Source organism: Haladaptatus sp. AB618, assembly GCF_024136965.1.
Classification (GTDB): domain Archaea; phylum Halobacteriota; class Halobacteria; order Halobacteriales; family Haladaptataceae; genus Haladaptatus.
Window position 1 is genome coordinate 399,199 of record NZ_JAMYJX010000003.1, and the last position, 19,844, is coordinate 419,042.

The 19,844-nt window shown below is 59.0% G+C and carries 23 protein-coding genes; 15 read left to right on the plus strand and 8 right to left on the minus strand.

The window, feature by feature from the left end:
* Positions 1-296 precede the first annotated feature (296 nt).
* From NKF26_RS12490 to NKF26_RS12525, 8 genes are all read left to right on the plus strand, one after another.
* The gene (locus NKF26_RS12490; RefSeq protein ID WP_253229019.1) at positions 297-2,354 is read left to right on the plus strand and encodes an ABC transporter substrate-binding protein; all 2,058 of its coding nucleotides are present in this window, start codon (positions 297-299) and stop codon (positions 2,352-2,354) included.
* A gap of 183 nt (positions 2,355-2,537) precedes the next feature.
* The gene (locus NKF26_RS12495; protein WP_253229018.1) at positions 2,538-3,524 is read left to right on the plus strand and encodes an ABC transporter permease; all 987 of its coding nucleotides are present in this window, start codon (positions 2,538-2,540) and stop codon (positions 3,522-3,524) included.
* A gap of 3 nt (positions 3,525-3,527) precedes the next feature.
* A complete protein-coding gene (locus NKF26_RS12500; protein WP_253229017.1) occupies positions 3,528-4,484 on the plus strand; it encodes an ABC transporter permease in 957 nt (318 codons plus the stop codon).
* Between the two features lie 3 nt (positions 4,485-4,487).
* The gene (locus NKF26_RS12505; protein WP_253229016.1) at positions 4,488-5,639 is read left to right on the plus strand and encodes an ABC transporter ATP-binding protein; all 1,152 of its coding nucleotides are present in this window, start codon (positions 4,488-4,490) and stop codon (positions 5,637-5,639) included.
* On the plus strand, positions 5,609-7,009 hold the full coding sequence (locus NKF26_RS12510) for an ABC transporter ATP-binding protein (RefSeq protein ID WP_253229015.1): 1,401 nt from the start codon (positions 5,609-5,611) through the stop codon (positions 7,007-7,009). The genes NKF26_RS12505 and NKF26_RS12510 overlap by 31 nt, the downstream gene beginning before the upstream one ends.
* 72 nt (positions 7,010-7,081) lie before the next feature.
* Entirely contained in the window at positions 7,082-7,567 is a 486-nt protein-coding gene (locus NKF26_RS12515; protein WP_253229014.1) for a hypothetical protein, read from the plus strand.
* 3 nt (positions 7,568-7,570) lie between these two features.
* Positions 7,571-8,050 carry a hypothetical protein gene (locus NKF26_RS12520; protein ID WP_253229013.1) on the plus strand — a complete coding sequence of 160 codons (480 nt, stop codon included), beginning with the start codon at positions 7,571-7,573 and terminating at the stop codon, positions 8,048-8,050.
* Positions 8,051-8,090: 40 nt separating this feature from the next.
* Positions 8,091-8,348 (plus strand): hypothetical protein, encoded by a 258-nt coding sequence (locus NKF26_RS12525; RefSeq protein ID WP_253229012.1) that lies wholly within the window; start codon positions 8,091-8,093, stop codon positions 8,346-8,348.
* A 26-nt stretch (positions 8,349-8,374) separates the two neighbouring features.
* On the opposite strand, the gene NKF26_RS12530 is transcribed toward NKF26_RS12525, so the two are convergent.
* The 6 genes from NKF26_RS12530 to NKF26_RS12555 form a co-directional block, all read right to left on the minus strand.
* A complete protein-coding gene (locus tag NKF26_RS12530) occupies positions 8,375-8,587 on the minus strand; it encodes a hypothetical protein (protein WP_253229011.1) in 213 nt (70 codons plus the stop codon).
* 6 nt (positions 8,588-8,593) lie between these two features.
* Positions 8,594-9,121, minus strand: a complete 528-nt coding sequence (locus tag NKF26_RS12535) for a hypothetical protein (protein WP_253229010.1) — start codon at positions 9,119-9,121, stop codon at positions 8,594-8,596.
* A gap of 3 nt (positions 9,122-9,124) precedes the next feature.
* A complete protein-coding gene (locus NKF26_RS12540; RefSeq protein WP_253229009.1) occupies positions 9,125-9,376 on the minus strand; it encodes a tetratricopeptide repeat protein in 252 nt (83 codons plus the stop codon).
* Positions 9,377-9,420: 44 nt separating this feature from the next.
* Complete coding sequence (locus tag NKF26_RS12545; RefSeq protein WP_253229008.1) at positions 9,421-9,801, minus strand: hypothetical protein; 381 nt, start codon at positions 9,799-9,801, stop codon at positions 9,421-9,423.
* Entirely contained in the window at positions 9,761-10,327 is a 567-nt protein-coding gene (hpt, locus tag NKF26_RS12550) for a hypoxanthine/guanine phosphoribosyltransferase (RefSeq protein WP_066147938.1), read from the minus strand. The genes NKF26_RS12545 and hpt overlap by 41 nt, the downstream gene beginning before the upstream one ends.
* 403 nt (positions 10,328-10,730) lie before the next feature.
* Positions 10,731-11,135 carry a type IV pilin gene (locus NKF26_RS12555; protein ID WP_253234395.1) on the minus strand — a complete coding sequence of 135 codons (405 nt, stop codon included), beginning with the start codon at positions 11,133-11,135 and terminating at the stop codon, positions 10,731-10,733.
* A gap of 481 nt (positions 11,136-11,616) precedes the next feature.
* Between NKF26_RS12555 and mbhE the strand changes: the two genes are divergently transcribed.
* From mbhE to mnhG, 7 genes are read left to right on the plus strand one after another with little or no spacing between them, the layout of a single operon-like run.
* A complete protein-coding gene (gene mbhE, locus NKF26_RS12560) occupies positions 11,617-14,013 on the plus strand; it encodes a hydrogen gas-evolving membrane-bound hydrogenase subunit E (RefSeq protein ID WP_253234436.1) in 2,397 nt (798 codons plus the stop codon).
* A complete protein-coding gene (locus NKF26_RS12565; RefSeq protein ID WP_253234396.1) occupies positions 14,010-14,495 on the plus strand; it encodes an MnhB domain-containing protein in 486 nt (161 codons plus the stop codon). Before mbhE ends, NKF26_RS12565 begins: the two co-directional genes overlap by 4 nt.
* Entirely contained in the window at positions 14,492-14,872 is a 381-nt protein-coding gene (locus tag NKF26_RS12570) for a sodium:proton antiporter (RefSeq protein ID WP_253229005.1), read from the plus strand. The genes NKF26_RS12565 and NKF26_RS12570 overlap by 4 nt, the downstream gene beginning before the upstream one ends.
* Positions 14,865-16,478 carry a complex I subunit 5 family protein gene (locus tag NKF26_RS12575; RefSeq protein WP_253229004.1) on the plus strand — a complete coding sequence of 538 codons (1,614 nt, stop codon included), beginning with the start codon at positions 14,865-14,867 and terminating at the stop codon, positions 16,476-16,478. Before NKF26_RS12570 ends, NKF26_RS12575 begins: the two co-directional genes overlap by 8 nt.
* Positions 16,475-17,032, plus strand: a complete 558-nt coding sequence (locus tag NKF26_RS12580) for a Na+/H+ antiporter subunit E (protein WP_253229003.1) — start codon at positions 16,475-16,477, stop codon at positions 17,030-17,032. The genes NKF26_RS12575 and NKF26_RS12580 overlap by 4 nt, the downstream gene beginning before the upstream one ends.
* A complete protein-coding gene (locus tag NKF26_RS12585) occupies positions 17,025-17,321 on the plus strand; it encodes a monovalent cation/H+ antiporter complex subunit F (RefSeq protein WP_066147959.1) in 297 nt (98 codons plus the stop codon). The genes NKF26_RS12580 and NKF26_RS12585 overlap by 8 nt, the downstream gene beginning before the upstream one ends.
* The gene (mnhG, locus tag NKF26_RS12590; RefSeq protein ID WP_253229002.1) at positions 17,318-17,671 is read left to right on the plus strand and encodes a monovalent cation/H(+) antiporter subunit G; all 354 of its coding nucleotides are present in this window, start codon (positions 17,318-17,320) and stop codon (positions 17,669-17,671) included. The genes NKF26_RS12585 and mnhG overlap by 4 nt, the downstream gene beginning before the upstream one ends.
* 36 nt (positions 17,672-17,707) lie before the next feature.
* Here the strand turns inward: mnhG and NKF26_RS12595 are convergent, their stop codons facing one another.
* Complete coding sequence (locus NKF26_RS12595) at positions 17,708-19,024, minus strand: ArsB/NhaD family transporter (protein ID WP_253229001.1); 1,317 nt, start codon at positions 19,022-19,024, stop codon at positions 17,708-17,710.
* 287 nt (positions 19,025-19,311) lie between these two features.
* Positions 19,312-19,758 carry a universal stress protein gene (locus NKF26_RS12600; RefSeq protein ID WP_253229000.1) on the minus strand — a complete coding sequence of 149 codons (447 nt, stop codon included), beginning with the start codon at positions 19,756-19,758 and terminating at the stop codon, positions 19,312-19,314.
* Positions 19,759-19,844 lie beyond the last annotated feature (86 nt).

The window sequence follows — 19,844 nt, forward strand, 5'->3', positions numbered from 1 at the left end:
CATTTTCCATCGCCACCCTCTGGTCCGCTCTCAGTCTCGCATGGACCCGGAATCATTCCGGGATGCTTTCGTTCCAATCGTATTTTATGCTAGCGACGACCGCAGTTGCTGGGACGATCTATTATGGGATGCTTGCCAGGGAAGTAAGTGCTGAACATTAATTTCCTTATTCTAATTGTCGAATACGATTGAAACTCTTTACTAGTTTTATTACGTGAATTGCTTCTATGAAGCCTGAAAGACTAAATGCTTATTCTAACCAGTAACTTTAAATACATCTTCTACAAGTCTTTGGTATGCCACGGCGACGCAACCGAAGTGGTGCAGATGATAGCCGACGGAAGTTTCTGAAGGCAAGTGGGGCCGGTGCTGTTGCTCTCTCCCTTGCGGGTTGTTCCGGTAACAGTGGTGACAGCAAAGGAACTTCTTCCGACACGTCGACAGGGAATGGGGAAACCGAAACGACGAAAGAACCGAGTCAGAATACCCTTTCTCCGGACGATATCAAACCGGGTGGAACGCTCCGGTACGGGATGGATACCGCACCGGACAGTCCGAACATTATGCTGGCGGGCAGCGTGTATTCTGCGGTTGCGCTGGACCCCGTGTACGATTATGGTGTCGCACAGGACCCGGTCACGTTCGAAATGAAACCGGAGGTCTTCACCGACTGGACCCTGAAGAATGCGGACAAGGACAAACCGGATGTTTACGTCAAAGCCCGAAAAGACGGCTTGAAATGGAACGACGGTGAGGAATTCAAGATGGAGGACATCCTGTTCTCCTACCAGTTCCAGCTCGACAACAAGCCCGGTCAGTGGTCCGTCTGGAACTACTTCGACAAGATCGAGGAAGCGAAAAACGACTGGGACTTCCACATCAAACTGTCCCAGCAGGTTGGGACGTGGGACTCGGACGTCGTCGGCGGCGCTCCCATCATTCCCAAACACAAGTGGGAGGGTGTCGATTACAAGAACTACGACCCGACGAAGGCGAACGACGAGGGTCCAGTCGGAACCGGGCCGGGTAAGCTGGTCAAATGGAACGCGGACACGTCGATGCAGATCAAGTTCCGCCGCGATTACATCGAGAACGAGTACGCGCTCAATAAGCTCGACTGGAAGAAGGAGAGCAAGACGCTCATTCACGGCGGTCCGTTCCTCGACGGCGTGAACTTCAAGGTGTATGGTGGAACGTCGGCGATGACGCAGGCCTTCCTGCACGACGAAATCGACACGCACTACGGCAGCTTGGAGTCCTCGAAGATTCCGAAGGTCAAGAAGATGGACGGCGCCGGTCTCGTCAAAGGGTACGACAGCGGATTTTCGTACTGTGGTTTCAACTGCCGTCGCTCGCCGCTCGACGACGTTGCCCTCCGGCAGGCGATGGCGTTCATGTTCGACGACTACTACTGGACGACCCAGCTGCACGGCGGATACGTCCTCAAAGGCGATTACGCCCAGTCACCGGGGTACAAAGGTGTGCGTCCCGAGACCGTGTACGGTGGCGAACTGCTTGAAGACCCCCGCACCAACGCATTCGACTTCCGTGCGGAGAAAGGTAAGAAGCCGGATGTCGAAGGTGTTCGCAAGTACCTGACGGACGGAAAAGTCATCGACGGATCGAAAGGCACGTTCGTCGGGAAGAAGTTCCCCGGCTCGTTCTCGGGCGTCAAAGCGAGCCAGTCGAAGGCGAAGTACAAGTACACGTTCGGTCCGGTCAAATCGGACGTTCTCAAGAAATCGGATGCCGACGTGACGAAGGAGATTCGGGTCGACGGCAAGACCATCACGGAGATGATGGGCGACGGTGGCATCACCCTCCTCATCGACCCGCCAGGGGAACAGCCCAAGATCGCGAAAGGGATCAACCGCTGGAAGAACAACTTGCATCAACTCGGTATCCCGGCCCACACCGAGTCGATCTCGTTCAACACCATGACGGGTAAGGTGTACCAAAAGGAGGACTTCGACGTGTATCCGATGGGCTGGGGCGGAACTAGCGCATACGGAACGTCGCTTCACTCGTTCTTCTATTCCGGAAATTCGGGAGACGACACCGACAAGTTCGCCTACAATTCCACCGGGTACGGTGTGGCGGGCGGAAGCGCAGACAAGCTTCTCGAAAAGGCGTACAAGGAGACCGACCCCGACAAGCGGTCCAAGAAGTACGCGAAGGCGATGGAAAAGATCTATCTCGACATGCCGTACATGGTCCAGTCCTACGACAAATACCGCTGGCCGGTCAACTCGAAGAAGTTCGGCGGGTTCGTGAAGAACATCGTCGACCCGGGCTATGCGAACTGGGACGCGGAGTACAGCAGCATCTACCTGAAAGAGAACCTGAAGCAGTAATCGCGTCTTCGAGCCCTTCCGAGTGGGTTTTCGCGGTATGGCAGGGGAAATCGGTGGTTGAATTTACTACGTGATCGATACGAAAATCATCACATTGATAATGAAGGTATTCCATGAATGACATGGATACACACAAATAAACGATATGGTAAACAGTATGTCGAAATCAACGGACGGTAGAGTATGACAAAGATCAGCACCCGCTATCTCGCAAAGCGATTGGTCGTCTCATATCTGACACTACTCGTCATCATGACGATCATATTCTTGCTCATTCACAGTATGCCCGGGTCGATCATTTCGAGTATGATCACTCCGAAGATGAAACCGGCGCAAATCGAGCGAATCAGACAACAGTGGGGGCTGAACCAACCGCTGTGGAAACAGTACCTACACTACATGGTCAACTACCAGACGGGCAACTTCGGTCGGTCGCCGACGAAGCACGTCGCTGTCTGGGACGTCATCATCCGACGCTTCCCGCGAACGATCATCCTGTTCGGTGCTGGGTTCATCATCGCGTACACTATCGGCCCACTCATCGGAATGTATCTGGGCTGGTGGCGAGGGTCGAACAAGGACAAGACCATCTACACGTCCGGTCTCTTCATGTACTCGATGCCCGCGTTCTGGATCGCGTGGCTGTTCATCTGGGTGTTCAACTACAAACTGAAACTGCTAAAAAGCGCGTACATGGTCGATCAATTCGGAGTGCCGGATTGGACGCCGTTCTTGGCGATGTCGAACATCCTCTCTCACATCGCGTTACCGCTCTTCAGCATCGCGTTCGTCGGATGGGTCGGTTCCATGCTCGTCATGCGACCGTCGATGAACAACGTCACCGGGGAGGATTACGTATTCCTCGCGCGAGCGAAGGGGCTCAGCGAACGTACCGTGATGATGAAACACGCGGCGCGGAACGCATTGATTCCGGTCGCGACACAGGCTATCGTCGGCCTCGCGTTCCTCGTGGACGGGAGCGTCATCATCGAGCAGGTGTTCAGCTGGCCCGGTATCGGGAAGCTGCTGGTGAGTGCAGTGCAAGGAAGGGACTACCCGATTGCACAGGCAGCGTTCTTCATGACCGCGATACTCATCATCTCCATGCGACTGCTGACGGACGTCGCATACACCTTCCTCGACCCGCGAATCAAGTTTGGAGGGGACTAACGAATGTCAACACAATCCGAAAACGCTTCAACGACAAGTACGCTCAAAGAGCAGTGGAAACCGCGGATCGAACGATTCCGACGGGGATGGAGCCGATATACGCAGCACAAGATGGGCGTTATCGGGCTCATCATCCTCGTCGTCTACATCCTGTGGGCGCTCTTCCCGTCGGTATTCGCCCCCCACTCCCTCAACTGGGTAGCCTACCTCGGGGAGGACCAGACCGCCCGCATGACCCCCCAGCAGATCAGCCAGCTACCACATCCCCCGGCGTTCGGTGATCCGTTTTTCGCACCGCTCGGAACGACCGACGAGGGGGAAGGTGTTCTGACACTGTTGATTTACTCGACGAAAACTGCACTGTACATCGGGTTCGCCGCGGGATTGCTCTCCAGTCTCGTCGGCGTCCCGCTCGGTCTCATCAGCGGGTTTTACGGTGACACGTGGATCGACGAAGCCATCCAGCGCATCGTGGACGTGATGTACGGGTTGCCGTTCCTCCCGTTCCTCATCGTTCTCGTCGCCGTCAATGGCGTCAACACGACGAACATCATCATCGGCATCGCGGTCACCTCGTGGCTCAACAACTGCATCCTCATCCGCGGTGAGACGTTGTCGCTCAAGGAACGGGCGTACATCGAGTCGGCGCGCGTCGCGGGGGCGAGCGACACGCGAATCGTGTTTCGTCACATCCTGCCGAACGTTATTCCACTCGCGTTCGTGTTCCTTGCCCAGGACGCGGCGGGCGCGATCCTCGCACAGGCATCGCTCGCATTCCTCGGGTACGTCTCATCCGGTACACACTCGTGGGGGATAATGCTCGAAAACGTCCAAGCGACGAGCCACATCTTCGACGCACCGTGGTGGCTCATCCCGCCGGGGCTAGCGATCACGTCCCTCGCAGCAGCGTTCTACTTCATCGGATTCTCGGTGGAGGACCTCGCCAACCCACAGGAGTAACTCATGTCACTGCTAGAAGTCAACGATCTATCGGTTCGCTACGACGCCGGGGACAAGCAGGTCCACGCCGTCGATGGCGTCAGCTTTAGCATCGAACACGGCGAGACGTACGGTCTCGTCGGTGAATCAGGGTGTGGGAAAACCACGCTGTCGAAGTCGCTGATGCACCTGCTCGATTCGAACGGGTACATCGAACGCGGCGAGATTTGGTTCGACGGAACCCTCCCCGAATGGGAGGACGGGAACGGAAACGTCCGACGAGAGGTAATCGAGGACGACCGATACCCGGTTCGTGAGGACGGGATGACCGATCTCGCACGACTGGATAACCAACAAATCCGTGACGTTCGGTGGCGGAACATCGCGCTGATTCCACAGAGTGCGATGAACGCACTCAATCCGGTGTACAAAGTCGGCGACCAGATCGTCGAGGCCATCCTGCGGCACGAACCGGATATACCGGCGGAACAAGCACACGAACGAGCACGCGACCTCATTCAGCGGGTCGGCATCGACCCCGAGCGTGCGGACGACTACGCACACCAGTACAGTGGTGGCATGAAACAACGTGCCGTCATCGCGATGGCGATGGCCTGCAACCCGGACATGCTCATCGCAGACGAGCCGACGACGGCGCTCGACGTCATTATCCAGGACCGAATCTTGGAGGAGTTGGAAACGCTTCAAGACGAGTTCGACGTTGCCATCCTCGTCGTCAGTCACGACGTGAGCGTCATGGCCGAAATCTGTGACCAGCTCGCGGTGATGTACGGCGGAAAGATAATGGAAAGCGGTCCGATGGAGGAGGTAATAACGGAATCCGCGAACCCGTACACGCTCGGACTGAAGAATTCGTTCCCGACGGTCGAAAAGGCGGATCAAGACCTCGTCTCCATTCCCGGGTCGCCGCCAACGTTGCTCGACCCGGCCGACGGCTGTCGGTTCGCGTCTCGGTGTCCGTTCGTCGTGGACGAATGTCGTTCGGCACACCCACCGATGTACGACGCCGAACGAGCGGAATCCGGAAAGCGAAGCGAAGCGAGTTCACCCCACGTCCATCGATCGGCGTGCTATCGGGTTGACGAACTCGAAACGATCCGTACTGAAGCACGAAAGGAGGAAAAATGGCAACAGATCACGACGCAAACGCACTAACCGAAACGGACCACGACGGAGATGCACTAGTAGAGATTCAAAACGTCTCGAAACTGTTCGGCCTTTCACAGGGTGTCATCGACCAGCTGCTCGGTCGAGAGGCCCAACCCGTTCGGGCAGTGCAGAACGTCGATCTGAATATCAACAAAGGCGATATCATGGGTATCGCCGGTGAATCCGGGTGTGGGAAGACCACGCTCGGGAAACTACTGGTCAAGCTGTACGACCCGACCGAGGGACGGATCATGTTCGACGGACGGGATATGGGCGAACTGGCTCGGGAGGACCAGAAGGTGTTCCGCCAGCGCGTCCAGATGATCTTCCAGGACCCGTTCGAGAGCTTGAACCCCCGAATGACTGTGTTTCAGTCGGTCGTCGAACCGCTCAAAATCAACGATATCGGGGACGGCTACCAGGACCGGCGCGAGCGGGTCGTTCAGGTGTTGAACGACGTCGGGCTCTCGCCCGCGGAAGCCTACCTGAACGAGTTCCCGAAGGAACTGTCCGGTGGCGAGCGCCAGCGCGTCGCTATCGCGCGTGCGCTCGTCGTGAATCCCGATTTCATCGTCTGTGACGAACCCGTCTCGATGCTCGACGTTTCCATCCGGGCGGGTGTGCTGAACCTGATGAAGGAGCTACAGGAAGAGTACGGGTTGACGTACGTGTTCATCAGTCACGACCTCTCGCTGATTCGGTACATGTGTGACCGAACCGCGATCATGTATCTCGGTGGAATCGTCGAACAGGGACCAACCGACGAGGTGGTGAACGATCCCAAACATCCGTACACCGAAGCCCTCTTCGATGCGGTGCCGGAGATCGAGCCCGAAACACAACGTCGGCGGGCGAACGTCACCGGCGAGGTTCCGAACCCCAGAAACCCACCGACTGGCTGTCGATTCCACCCCCGCTGCTCGAAGATCATCCCGTCCGAGGACTGGACGGGAAGTCAAGAGGCGTTCCGGCGTGGTTTCAGTTTCAAACATCGAGTTCAAACGGGAGACATCTCGGTCGAGGACATCGCCGAACGACACGCGGAGCAGCGAGACGCGGTAGACCGAATCCTCGAAGTTGGTCTTGCACTCGAACTGCCCGAGGAACACCAACTACCCGGTGAAGAGGCTGGAGCGGTGACCCTCAGCGCTCTCGACATGCCACGACAGGCCGAAAACGCGCTTCGGTCCGCCACGCGGGACCTCCTCGACGGCAACGAGGAAGACGCGATGGAGCAACTCGACCGGCAGTTCAACACCATCTGTGAACGGGAGGTCCCACAACTCCACGAGTCCGGAGACCAAGTCAGTGCGTGTCATCTGTACGATCCATCGACACCGAACACGGAACCCATCGCACCGGACGCTTCCGACTGATCCCGTCCCTCTTCTCGAAGCCATCCTGTTAGAAAACTTTACATCGGACACATCCATAGCAAATGTCACTGAATGTCAAATTCGAACCTCCGTTCTGCGCTTACACCAAACCAACCCCTCCTCGTCGCCGCTGTCGTCCTCGTCGCGGCCATCACTACTTGGTTCTTCGTCCCGACCTTACAGGGACACACCGCGGCGATGAACGTTCGATCGGCCAGCGTGACGACCTCGGATACCAGCGTGACCGCGGACGGATCGAACCTCGTGACGACACTGACGATCCACAATCCGACACAGCGGGACATCGTGTTTTATGACGGTCTGATACACGTTTACGACGGAGAAACGCAGTTAACCGATGGGACGTCGACACCCTTCGACGAGACGAACGTCCCCGCGAAGGGAACGGAGATGATTCGAATCAAACTGGACATCGACCCCGGTCGGATTTCTCGGACGAGGCAAGCGGTAAAATCCGGGTCGATTTCGTTCACCGGATTTGTTCGCGGCCGAATCGGGGGGAAAAAGGTGCAGGTGTACGTACGGAACGATGACTGAACGATGACGGAACCAAAAACTGAGACGAGCGCGAAGCCAAGGACGACCGAATGGGCGACCGACGAGGGGAACGACTCCCCACTGGTTCGGACGCTTTCGACCGTCGGCAAGGGAATACTCACCGGTATCATCGGCGGGATGGCGGCGTTCACCTACACTCAGTCGAGCCTGATCACGTGGACGATAAACCCGCAGTATATCCTCCTGTTGGTCGCATCGACGGGGGCTTTCGCACACCTCCTCGCATACGACTTGCATGAGAGCATTCGTATCGGCATCGTAGCGTTCCTCTCCGGGACGATCACGCTGACGCTGTCGTGGGTCGCGCCGCTCTTGTTGCTCCCATACTCCGGAACTGCACGCGACCTGTTGCTACCGAGGCTGCTCGGAAACGCTCTCCGGGATGTTCTTCTCGTCTACGCAGGGGTATTCCTCGGCGCATACCTCCTGACGCTGACGGTCGATGCCTACGTGACAGCCTGAAACCGTGACAGTTTTGATCCGTCCGTCGATACCAGTACCCGTGTCAAAAGACCTACCAACGCGGGAGCGCTCGGCCCGAGAGCGCGGGACCTTCGCAAAACACGCGGACGATCCGACGGTCGCGAGCTATCTCTCGTCCCTCTTTTTCCTCCTCTCGGTTCCGGTGCTGCTCCTCGTCGCGTTCGTGGGTCATTCATACGGACTATACCCGTACGGAGCCATCGTTCCCGCCTTTGCAGGGCTTCTGTTCGTCGCGATCGCGCTCGTTTTCGTCATCATGCACGTCCGAACCCGCTGACCCGAACGAACTGCCAGCGGCGGGAATCAAAACGTGCTGTTCCGAATCGTCATGTAGAACATGATGATCATCGCAGAGATGAGTAGCAGGAACTCCAGTTGGGTAACCGACTTTTCCTTCGAAACCACGAAGAGGATGAGACTCGCCCCGCCGAGCACTGCGACGGCGACGAACAACAGTATCGAGATATTGGTCTCGTCATTGACCCAGTAAAACACCCGATCCCCAAGGCCGTCCATAGCGGTTCAGAACGGAACTCCTTCGTACACACACTCGACGGGGTCGAGGACGAGTTGTAGTGCAAGCGCGTAGGTCGTCAAGGCGAGTTTCGGATCGGCAACGAAGTCCGTGTTTCCGTCCCGCCATTCGGCGACGCTGGCAGCAAATCTGACGTGTGAATCGTGAATCGTCATGAGCCACTCCGATGGGAGTTCGACGGGGTCCCCCTTATGCGTCACCCGAAAGAGATATTTGAAGGTAGCGTCCCGGCGGCCGCTGATGTCCTCTCCAGCCTGTAACTCGGGCAGTTGTGGCGTGCCGAACAGTTGAATGAGACGGTACAGTGGAACCCCGATGTCCGTCGCGTCAGATCCATCGCTATCGTCGCTGACGTATGCGACGACGTTCAAATCCTCCCGCTCACGAACGTTGTCCTCGATGAGGAGCGCACCATCGTCCCGACGTGCTTCGATTTCCGACCGTGCAACGGGTTCGATGAGGATGTCCTGAAGTTCCTCGAAGTCCGGGGCGTCCGGATGGTTTCTGATATCCATTACTCAGTATGCAAAGTAGTTGAAGCCACGCCAGCCAGCATAGCCGACGACGAAGAGGGCGACACCAGTGACGATGACGACGAGCGATTCGCCGCCCGTCATCGTGTCCGCCATCTGAGGGATGAGATTGAAATACAACGACAGGCCGAACAACAAGTAGATGTATCCGATAACGATTCCAAGGAGGGCGGTAATTATCGACAGTAGCCCAATCGGACCACGCAACGGTTTAGGGACGCTAGTCTTCAACGCCATGGTTTGTGCTAATTGTGCACAATCATAAACGTTCTGCAACGAGTTCACTCGCTTTTATTCCGCTCGCGCTCTCTTTTTTCGAGGTTGTCCATACTCTCCCCCGACAGCGGCGACATTCGTTCGTCGAACTCCTCACTTCCCTCCGGTTTCGCCGCCGCTTCCCGTCCCGAAAAATACGAGGAGATGAACAGTTCGTGGTTTTCACGGAGGGAGTAGCCAACGTAGACGAGGATAATACCCGGCAGTACCCGAAGAACGGCCGCAGGCGATGTGATTCCGTAGCTACCCACCACGATCGAACCGTGAATGGCATCGCCAACGAGGAGCGCTCCAGTGACGAGCGTCGTCGTCGAAAGCATCGACAGGAACTGGCGGGAGACCATCTTATCCGTCGCCGTGTTCGTCGACGATGACGACTTCGCCATCTTGGACGTCCACGTTGATGAGCGTCTTCACCGTGTAATCCGTGTCGTCCAGTTCGTTCGCGCCGACCTTCTTGATAACGGCACACACGTCCACCACGTCCGCGCCGATGTATTCGAGCGCTTGCGTGACGGCCTTCATCGTTCCGCCCGTCGAGAGCACGTCGTCCAACAGGAGCACGCGGTCGCCCTCGTCGACGTTGTTGATGAACATCTCGTTCTCCGAGTAGCCGGTCTGCTGGGAGAGCGAAACCTCCCCGTCGAGTCCGTACTGGCGTTTTCGGATGACCACCAGCGGGATGTCCGTCATCAGCGAGACGGCCGTCGAGATGTGGATTCCCATCGCCGCAGGGGTGACGATCTTATCGACGTTCTCCAGATCCGCCTTTCGGATGATCTTGATGACGATTTCGCGAAGCAGCGTCGGTTCGAGCATCGGAATCCCGTCGCTGATGGGGTGTACGAAGTAATGATAGCCGTCTTTCTCGATGATCGGGGCGTCCAGAAGGGACTCCTTCAACTGGTCCATGTTGGTCGTATTCCGTCCATCAGTAAAAGGTGATGGATATGGATTCTCGCAAATCGAGGTTTACGGAGCGGTATGTGGTGGGAGAACAGATTTCGATGTGCGAGAGGTTAGATCGTTACGCGATGGAATCGGTCCCCGTCGGTTGCGAGGTGGTCGCCGGATTCGTCACCTCCATCACTTTCACTTTCAGTCCGGATAAGGCTCATCACTTTTACACTCTCTCCCCTACGAAAATATGCGGGTTGGAAAAACCCGCGACAAATCGATTGCCAACAACACCCCCTACCCTACTAACCCAGCAGGGTTCGATTTGTTTCCATCCTTTCGAGAGAGGACGCCTGTCCAAAAGAAGTCCGTGCCTCTAACGACAAAATACCGAAACGATAGCGTAGGGTCGAGGAAATCAGTTGACCGTATAGGTGGAAACGACGCTTGGTTTACCGCTTACAGTCGCTTTGACGACGATCTTGTCGCCACTTTCACACTTGGAGACGGAAATTATCCCCCCGACTTCGTTGAATTTCCCATCTCCGTCGACTTCACAATCCTGCGACGTTACGGATACGTTTTCGGCGCTCTGGACGTTCCCGAGTTGGGTCAACTGAACGTCGACCGAGTTACTACTAACTTGGTCGAACGATACGCCCACTTGTGCATTCTTGTCCACGTTGTTCCCCAGACCCATCACGAACGTTCCGATCACGGCCGCCAAGATGACCGTAATGGCAACCATTAGTATCACGCCGATTACGGGACTCACGCCTCTGCTGCTAGACAGCTTCGAATTGAATTTTTCCTTGAGTGTCATATATCGATTTCTCCTTCGACGCGCTGCCGCACCACCAGAACTTTCCCTCGTCGGTAAAATTTCCGACAGCTACGATTAGATACCTGGAACAGGATATATCGAACCTGACTCGGATTTGCTTTCTCCGGATGGTATGCGCGCTATAACAGGATTAGCTACTACTACCTAATAAAGATATGGCTGTATATATTTAGTTATCAATGTATGATAGTTCTCAAAATCATGGGTGTATTTTAGAACTCAAATATTGAAACGAACATCCCTTCGAATCGTCTCGAACGTTCGACATCTAAATTTGTCTACTTGTTCACGAGGCTGAAAGAAGAAAGCGGAGCACCGTGATGTCACGAAACTAATCTACTCGGATGTCGTGTCCGAACAAATCACGGCCGGTTTGAGAACTGTTAAGGTACGTCCATCGCCACTTTCGAGCGTGCAATCGCCCTCGAATTCGGCAGGCCTCGTCGTGCTTGTGTTGGTGATGCTCCCCTTCGCGGCGGCGGCCGTGACGCCGCTCGTCTACCGCGTTCTCCGCGACCGAACCGCCTACTACGCGGCGGCGGTGGCGCTCGCGTGCTTCGGGATGGTCGCCAGCCTGCTCGGCACGAACGCCTCCGTTTCTTTCCCGTGGATTCCCTCGCTCGGAGTCTCGCTTCGCTTCTACGTGGACGGACTCTCGCTTCTCATCGGATTCCTCGCCAGCGGCGTCGGCGTCCTCATCCTGACGTATTCCGGACGATACATGGACGGCGAACCGGGGAAGGCGAAGTATTACACTACACTGCTGGCGTTCATGGGGTCGATGCTCGGCGTGGCGTTCGCCGCCGACCTCATCTCCCTGTTCGTCTTCTGGGAACTGACGAGTCTTACGTCGTTCGTCCTCATCGGCCACTACTCCGACCGACCGTCGGCACAGTACGCCGCGCGGAAGTCGATGCTCATCACGGTCGCCGGTGGGCTGTTCATGCTGATAGGGTTCCTCCTCATCCACAACGTAACCGGGACGTACGCGATGTTCGGACCCAACGGAATCCTCACGCCTGCAAACGTCGCCAACGCGAGCGAACAACTCCACTCGAACGGGTTGTTCGTTCCCGCACTCGTGCTCATCGCGGTCGGTGCGGCGGCGAAATCCGCGCAGGTACCCCTCCACATCTGGCTGCCGAACGCGATGGAAGCGCCGACGCCGGTGTCGGCGTTCCTCCACTCCGCGACGATGGTCAAGGCCGGTGTCTACCTCGTCGGGCGATTCCGTCCGCTGTTCCTCCCGGAGGAGGTTCACGCGATTCCGGACTGGATGTTGCTCTTTGCGATCCTGGGGTTGGTGACGATGACCGTCACGGCCATCCTCGCCGTCGCCGCGACCGACATCAAGGAACTGTTGGCCTACTCGACGGCGAGCCATCTCGGACTCATCATCGCCGGATTCGGTTTCGCCTCCGAGTTCGGGGCCGAAACCGGCGCGTTCCACATCCTCAACCACGCGATGTTCAAGGCGGCGCTGTTCCTCGTCGCGGGTATTATCGCACACGAAGCGGGGACCAGAACGATCGACCATCTCGGCGGTCTGTGGCGTGACCTTCCGATCACGGCGGCCGTCACGGTCATCGCCGCCCTCGGAATGGCTGGCGTCCCGCCGTTCAACGGGTTCTACTCGAAGGAACTGCTGTTCGAATCGGCCTACCACGCGGCTCACGTTCACGGCGGCCTCGCGTGGTTGTTCCCCGTCGTCGCCGTCTTCGGGAGCATCTTCACGTTTCTGTACTCGGTGCGGTTCATGATGCTCTTCTTCGGCGAGAAACCGACGGGATTGGGCCACGTCCATCGTCCGCCGCTCGCCATGCTGGTGCCGCCCGTCATCCTCGGTATCATTGCGGCGCTCATCGGCCTCGGCGGCGTGACCGACACGTTCGGTATCGCACCGACCGCGCTCGATCACTTCGTCGGGACCGTCGTGGAAAGCGTGCTTCCGCCGGGGCCGGGCGGACACGTCGAAGCGGTTCATTTCAGCTACCACCTTCCGACCGCCGTCACGCCGGCCGCCGTGATGAGCGCAGTCACCATCGGTCTCGGCCTCGTCACGTACCCGTACTACGACGACCTCCACGAGGGGGTGAATCGCCTGCTCACCATCGACCCGCTCCGCGTGAACTGGTGGTACGACAACGCGGTGGACGGACTGAGCGATCCGCGGGTGGCGACGACGCTCCACACTCGAAGCGCGCCGCTCCGAACCTACGCCGTCTGGCTCTTCGCGACCATCGCCGTTCTGACGCTCGGCGCGTACGCCGCGGCATCGTCGTCGATCCCGGCGATTTCCGGGGCCGTGGTGACGCTCCCGACCATCTTCGTTTTGTTCGTGGCCGTGGTCGCGGCGGTGGCGGTCACCGTCGCCGACTCGCACATCGCGGGAGTGCTCACGCTTTCGGTGATGGGGTTCATGGTCGCGATATTCTTTATCCTCGGACGCGCGCCTGATCTGGCGCTGACGCAACTGATCGCCGAGACGCTCATCCTCGTCATCTTCCTGCTTGTACTGGAGAAGCTCCCGGCGTATTATGGGAGGATCGATCGCTGGACGGCGACGCGGGACGCCATCGTGTCCGCAGCCGTGGGATTCACCGTCTTCCTGACGGTTCTGTTCACGACCGCGGCGAATCCGAAGGAGGGAATCGCTTCCTTCTTCGTCGAACGTGCGGGCGTCCCGAAATCACACGGTACGTTCCTCTTCGATTACGGCGGTGGCTCGAACATCGTCAACGTCATTCTCGTCGACTTCCGTGCCTTCGACACGATGGGTGAGATCAGCGTCATCGCGATGGCCGCACTCGCAGTCCTCACGCTGATCGCCATGCGAGGACGGGGTGAGATGCAATGAGCGACGAAGCCGACACGACGGTCATCACCCGGACCGTGACGCGGACCGTCGTTCCGCTGATCCTCGTGACGGCCATCGCCTTCCTCCTCCAAGGTCACAACCTCCCCGGAGGGGGATTCATCGCGGGAGTCATGACCGCCACGGCGGTCGCTCTCATCTACGTCGTCTTCGGTCAGGCCTTCCTCGAAACGGACATCATCGCGGGGTCGGCCGTCGGGCGGGACGGGACGCGCGAAGTGGGGACCCGACAGGTGTCGGCGTTCCTCACAGTCTTCGCGCTCGGCCTCGCGATAGCCGCGGGGGGCGGACTCGTTCCCATCCTGTTCGAGGCACCGTTTTTGACCCAAGCGGTGGTGTTCATCGAGCATCTCCCGATCGTTCACGACATCGAATTAACCAGCGCCTTCGTGTTCGATTTCGGCGTCTATCTCGTCGTCGTCGGGGCGCTCCTGACCGTGCTCGCGGTGGTGGGGGCCGAATGATGGCTTCGGAACTCCTCATGGCCGCCGAACCCCAACGACCGCAGTTCTTCGTCGCGCTCGTCTTGGGCACCCTGTTCGCCGTCGGGACGTTCCTGATCCTCCGGCGTGACGTCGTTCGAGTCGTCTGGGGGCTCACCGTCTTCAGCCAGGCGACGAACGTCTATCTCATCTCGATGGGTGGGTTCTCCGGTCACGCTCCCATCCTCGAAGGTCACGGCGGGGGGTCCGGCGTGACCGACCCGCTCGTTCAGGCACTCGTCCTGACCGCCATCGTCATCAGCTTCGCCACGACGACGCTGGCGCTCGTGCTAACCTACCGCGCCTACCAGGAGAACGGAACGATCGATACCACGATGCTAGGAGGAAACAATGACTGATACGATCATCGTAGCGCCGCTTTTGATACCGCTCTTCACGGCCATCGCCACGTTGTTGGCCCGTCGACGCCTCCGTTTGCAACAGGGAGTGAGCCTCCTCGGAAGCGTGGCCTACCTCGTCGCCGTCGCAGTACTGTTCGCCCGCGTCGTCCTTCCAGTCGGTTCGACGCCGCGCGTCCTCGTCTACCAGGTATCGAACTGGCCCGCGCCGTTCGGTATCTCGCTCGTCGCCGACGCGCTGTCGGCGTTCATGCTCGTCATCGCCGCGGTCGTCACGCTCGCCGCGCTCGTCTTCGCCGTCGTCTCCATCCAGCCCTACGGCCAGCGTCTCTCGTTTCACTCGCTCTATCACTTCCTCGTCCTGGGCGTCACAGGGTCGTTCCTGACGGGCGACGTGTTCAACCTGTTCGTCTGGTTCGAGGTCATGCTCATGGCGAGCTACGTCTTCGTGCTGTTCTACAGCGGACCCGAGCACACGCGGGCGGCCCTCTCCTACGTCGTCCTCAACCTCGTCGGGAGCGCGGTCATGCTCCTCGGCATCGGCGGCCTGTACGCCACGACAGGGACGCTCAACATGGCCGACCTCGCCCGTCGTCTGTCCGATCCTGCCACGTACGGCATCGACGTCGCTCCCGTACTGGGACTCGCCGCCCTGTTGTTCGTCGTGTTCGCGCTCAAGGCGGGGTTGGTGCCGCTTCACTTCTGGGTCCCCGACGCATACGCCGTCGCACCGACGCCCATCACCGCCGTACTCGCTGGCGTCGTGAAGAAGGTCGGCATTTACGCGATCATCAGACTCTACTTCACCGTCTTTTCGACCGCGTCGCTTCCGGTCTTCGAGTCCGTCCTCCACGGGACGTCGATGCTCTCGTTCTTCGCCCCCGTCCTGTTCGTCACCGGGGCCGCGAGCATCATCTACGGCGGCCTCGCGGCGGTCGGCAGCGACGACCTCGACCGGTTGCTGGCCTACTCCTCCATCGGGCAGGTCGGTTTCATCGTCATGCCGCTCGCGGTGGCGGCCGCAGTTTCCGATCCCGAGTTGCGAGTGCTCGGCGTCGTCGCGGCGCTCGTTTACTCCGCGGCCCACGCGCTGGCGAAGAGCCTGCTCTTCCTCACCAGCGGCGTCGTCTCGGCGTCGTTCGGAACCTCGTCGCTCGACCAGCTCGGTGGAGTGGCGTCGTGGCGGCCGTCCCTCGCGGGCGGCGCGTTCGTCGGGATGCTCGCCCTCGTCGGCATCCCACCCCTTCTCGGGTTCTTCGGGAAGCTGTTCGTGTTCAACGTGGCCGTGCGGGTTCTCACGACGAATCCGGTCGGCGGCCAACTCGTGCTCGCCGTCACGCTCGTCGGCGCGGTCCTCACTATCGCGTACACCACTCGGCTATGGAACGCCGTCTTCTGGGGCACCCAGACGCGTTCGACGACCGGTGTCATCTCCCGACGGCCTCTCGCGATTCAGCTAACCGTCGTCGTGAGTCTCGCGGCACTGGTGGTCGCGTTCGGCCTCGGTTTCCAACTGGTATCCGTCGCCGCCCACGCGGCCGCTCAAGCGGCCACCGATACAGGTGCCTACGTTAACGGCGTGGGGTTGATGGAGGTGAGTCGATGAGGCGTCGGTGGATGTTACAAGCGGTCGCGCTCGCCGTCCTGTGGATGTTGGTTCGCGGTGCGACGCTCACGGTTTCGGGATTCGTGACGGAGTTCGTGCTCGGACTCGGGGTCGGTCTCGTCATCTCCTACTCGCTCCGTCGATTTTACGCTCCCAGAAGCCCGCTCGTCTGGCGTCCTCGAACCCTTCGATACGTCCTCGGCTACGTGTGGACGTTCGTCAAACAACTGGTCGTCTCCAACCTCGACGTCGCACGACTCACCCTCTCGCCGTCGATGCCCATTGAACCGACGGTCGTGGAGGTCCCGCTCAGGGTTCGCAGCGACGTCGCCATCACGACCATCGCCAACAGCATCACGCTCACTCCCGGCACGCTCACCATCGACTACGACGAGGAGGACCACTCCCTCTCCGTTCACAGTATCGACGGCGACAGGGAGTCGCTCGTCGAATCCGTCCGAACGTGGGAGGACTACGCGTTCGTCATCTTCGGCGAGACGCCGACACCGATACCGTCCAGGAACGAGTGGGCAGGAGGACAGGACGATGACTGAACCCACGATGATCGCACAGGCCTACGACGCCGTGCTCACCATCGCGCTCATCCTCACGAGCGTGCTCACGCTCGCCTGTAGCTACCGGGTCATCCGCGGGCCGACCGCCCCCGACCGCGTCGTCGGATTGGAGACCGTGGCAACGAACGTCGTCGCCATCGCGGTGCTCGTCGCCCTCCTGGCCGACCGTGGGTTCTACGTGCTGATCGCGCTCGAACTGGCCATCGTCGGCTTCGTCAGCACGATTGCCGTCGCCAAGTTCGTCATCGGGGGTGACGTCATCCGATGACTTCGCTCGCGTTCGCCCTACGGCTGGTGGAAATCGTGCTCGTCACCGTGGGCTGTTTCTTCCTCACGGTCGGGACCATCGGACTCATCCGACTCCCCGACGTGTACAATCGGCTGCACGCCACGACGAAGTCGACGACGCTCGGCGCGGCGTCCATCTTCCTGGCCGGTGCCGTCCACTTCGGTCCGTTCGGGCCGGACATCCCCTCCCTCGTCGGCATCGTCTTCCTGTTCATCACGGCACCGACCGGCGCGCACATGATTTCGCGGTCGGCCCGAAAGATGGACGTGCCGTTCTTCGACGTCGAGGACGGGAAAAACGGGAAGAGCGAGAACGAACGGGACGGGTGAGAAAAGCGGAAAGAGCGAGAGAGAACGGAAGAACGCCTACGCAAACTTCGGGAGGAGGAAGAATCGCACCGTGAGATCGAGAATCCCGGTGAAGACCGTCACGAGCATGATGACCGTTCCGTACCGTAGCCAGTAGCGGAACGTGATCGGGTCGCCGTGACGCTCGCTGATTTTGACGGCCACGACGGTCGCGGAGGAACCGATGTAGGTTGCGTTCCCACCGAATCCGGCACCCATCGCGAGCGCCCACCAGAGTTCGTTGCCGTGGAGACCGAGTTGCGAGTTCATCGAGTTGATGACCGGAATCATGGCCGCCGTGAACGGGATATTGTCGACGATACCCGAACCGACGGCCGAGAGGAGCAGCACGACGATGGAGGCCGAGTAGTGGCTCGTGCTCAGGCTCGCGATCGCCTTCGCAACCGTCGTGAGGACGCCAGTTTTGGCGATCCCGTCGACGACGACGAACAGTCCCGCGAAGAACAGGAGCGTCGTCCATTCGACGCGGGAAACCATCTCTTCCATGTCCTGATTGGCGATGAGTAAGAGCAACGAAGCGCCAGCCAGCGCCACGGTCGCCGGTTCGAGACCCGTGATACCCTGCAGGGCGAACCCGACGGTTACGAGGACCAGAACTCCGAGGCTCCGGTAGAGGAGTCCCCAGTTTTTGACCTGCTCACGCGGTTCGTGGTCGAGGATGCTGTTTTCGGTGGTACGTTCCCGGATGGTCTCGTTTGCCTCCTCGATTTTGTCCGAGAGGTAGTAACGGAAGGCGATGAGCGTGAGCACCATACTCAGGAGGACGACGGGCAGCAGATTATAGAGGAAATTGACGTAGGTGAGCCCTGCCGCGCTCCCGATGATGATGTTCGGCGGGTCGCCGACGAGGGTTCCGACGCCGCCGATGTTGGCGAACGTCGCCTCCATGAGCAACACCGGTTTGGCGTCCACGCCGAGGTCGTCACAGATTCGCAGCGACACCGGCGCGACGAGGAGCACCGTGGTGACGTTGTCGATGGTCATCGACCCGATGGCGGTGAGGACGCTGAACAGCACGATCATGTAGTAGTAGTTCCCGCGAGAGACCTTCGCGGCGTACACCGCAAGCGCCTCGAACAGGCCGGTCTCTTCGAGAATTCCGACGATAAGCATCATCCCGAGCAGGAGACCGATGGTGTTCCAGTCGATGGCGGTGATGACCTCCTCCTGCGAGAAGTAGTCGAAGATGATACCCAACAGCACCATCGCGGCGGCACCCGCCATCGCGACGGTGGAGCGGTCGATACGTTCGCTGATAATGAGCGCGTACGTGAGTATGAAGACGGTTACTGCCGCAATAAGACCGTAATCCATCAACGGTCACCTCTATCGGCGACCACATCTACTTCGCTTCCAACAGACGGTGCCGACGTGTTCGAACAATAACGGGATACACGTCGGCCCCGGTATGCACTATCCATCATGCTGTGTTTGATTCGGTTTTCATCCCCTAAATGTACCGATTTTAGTCACTGGAGCGCGATACGAACCCGTTTTCGAGAACAATCGTTACGATTCGTTGCTTCGAGCGTCGTCCCACAGCTGTCCTTTTTCCGAGAAAATGAGAGGTTCCGATGCGATCTTCCGGTCGGTCAAAAGCGTCAGTCGTCGTCGGAGTCGGCCGGATCCTCGATATGGATCACCAGGACGGGTACGGTGGCCGACCGGACAACGTGTTCGGTCACGCTGCCCGAGATGACGCGACCGATTCCGGTACGCCCGTGGGTTCCCATGACGATGAGGTCGATGTCGTGTTCGTCGGCGTACTTGACTATCTGCTCCGCCGACGAACCGGAGATGACCGTCCCCTCGGCCTCGACTCCATCGTCCTCGGCCTGCTTGACGACCCGATCGACGATGTCCTCCCCCATCTCCTTGAACTCGTCGTCGACGCTGATCGAACTGACCGACGACGGGAGCGTGTCCGCGTCCACGGTGTGGAGGACGTGGAGCTTCCCGCCGTCCTGTTTGGCCTGGTGGATCGCGTGTTCGACCGCTTTTTCGGAGACGTCGCTTCCGTCCGTCGGAACCAACACGTTGTCGTACATACTGGAAGAATAAACCGGCTGGTTGAAGGAAGTATCGGTGAACGAGACTCAACGTCGGTCGAGTCGGGGAGGCTCGTCGGCACGAC

Excerpts from the sequence above, each read along its gene's own strand:
- NKF26_RS12580 (WP_253229003.1), top strand. The coding sequence starts at position 16,475 with ATGAGGCGTCGGTGGATGTTACAAGCGGTCGCGCTCGCCGTCCTGTGG.
- NKF26_RS12490 (WP_253229019.1), top strand. The coding sequence starts at position 297 with ATGCCACGGCGACGCAACCGAAGTGGTGCAGATGATAGCCGACGGAAG.
- NKF26_RS12545 (WP_253229008.1), bottom strand. The coding sequence starts at position 9,801 with ATGGCGAAGTCGTCATCGTCGACGAACACGGCGACGGATAAGATGGTC.
- NKF26_RS12500 (WP_253229017.1), top strand. The coding sequence starts at position 3,528 with ATGTCAACACAATCCGAAAACGCTTCAACGACAAGTACGCTCAAAGAG.
- NKF26_RS12515 (WP_253229014.1), top strand. The coding sequence starts at position 7,082 with ATGTCAAATTCGAACCTCCGTTCTGCGCTTACACCAAACCAACCCCTC.
- mbhE (WP_253234436.1), top strand. The coding sequence starts at position 11,617 with ATGCTCCCCTTCGCGGCGGCGGCCGTGACGCCGCTCGTCTACCGCGTT.
- NKF26_RS12575 (WP_253229004.1), top strand. The coding sequence starts at position 14,865 with ATGACTGATACGATCATCGTAGCGCCGCTTTTGATACCGCTCTTCACG.
- NKF26_RS12495 (WP_253229018.1), top strand. The coding sequence starts at position 2,538 with ATGACAAAGATCAGCACCCGCTATCTCGCAAAGCGATTGGTCGTCTCA.
- NKF26_RS12595 (WP_253229001.1), bottom strand. The coding sequence starts at position 19,024 with ATGGATTACGGTCTTATTGCGGCAGTAACCGTCTTCATACTCACGTAC.
- NKF26_RS12535 (WP_253229010.1), bottom strand. The coding sequence starts at position 9,121 with ATGGATATCAGAAACCATCCGGACGCCCCGGACTTCGAGGAACTTCAG.
- NKF26_RS12585 (WP_066147959.1), top strand. The coding sequence starts at position 17,025 with ATGACTGAACCCACGATGATCGCACAGGCCTACGACGCCGTGCTCACC.
- NKF26_RS12555 (WP_253234395.1), bottom strand. The coding sequence starts at position 11,135 with ATGACACTCAAGGAAAAATTCAATTCGAAGCTGTCTAGCAGCAGAGGC.
- NKF26_RS12570 (WP_253229005.1), top strand. The coding sequence starts at position 14,492 with ATGATGGCTTCGGAACTCCTCATGGCCGCCGAACCCCAACGACCGCAG.
- NKF26_RS12505 (WP_253229016.1), top strand. The coding sequence starts at position 4,488 with ATGTCACTGCTAGAAGTCAACGATCTATCGGTTCGCTACGACGCCGGG.
- NKF26_RS12565 (WP_253234396.1), top strand. The coding sequence starts at position 14,010 with ATGAGCGACGAAGCCGACACGACGGTCATCACCCGGACCGTGACGCGG.
- hpt (WP_066147938.1), bottom strand. The coding sequence starts at position 10,327 with ATGGACCAGTTGAAGGAGTCCCTTCTGGACGCCCCGATCATCGAGAAA.
- NKF26_RS12540 (WP_253229009.1), bottom strand. The coding sequence starts at position 9,376 with ATGGCGTTGAAGACTAGCGTCCCTAAACCGTTGCGTGGTCCGATTGGG.
- mnhG (WP_253229002.1), top strand. The coding sequence starts at position 17,318 with ATGACTTCGCTCGCGTTCGCCCTACGGCTGGTGGAAATCGTGCTCGTC.
- NKF26_RS12510 (WP_253229015.1), top strand. The coding sequence starts at position 5,609 with ATGGCAACAGATCACGACGCAAACGCACTAACCGAAACGGACCACGAC.
- NKF26_RS12530 (WP_253229011.1), bottom strand. The coding sequence starts at position 8,587 with ATGGACGGCCTTGGGGATCGGGTGTTTTACTGGGTCAATGACGAGACC.
- NKF26_RS12520 (WP_253229013.1), top strand. The coding sequence starts at position 7,571 with ATGACGGAACCAAAAACTGAGACGAGCGCGAAGCCAAGGACGACCGAA.
- NKF26_RS12600 (WP_253229000.1), bottom strand. The coding sequence starts at position 19,758 with ATGTACGACAACGTGTTGGTTCCGACGGACGGAAGCGACGTCTCCGAA.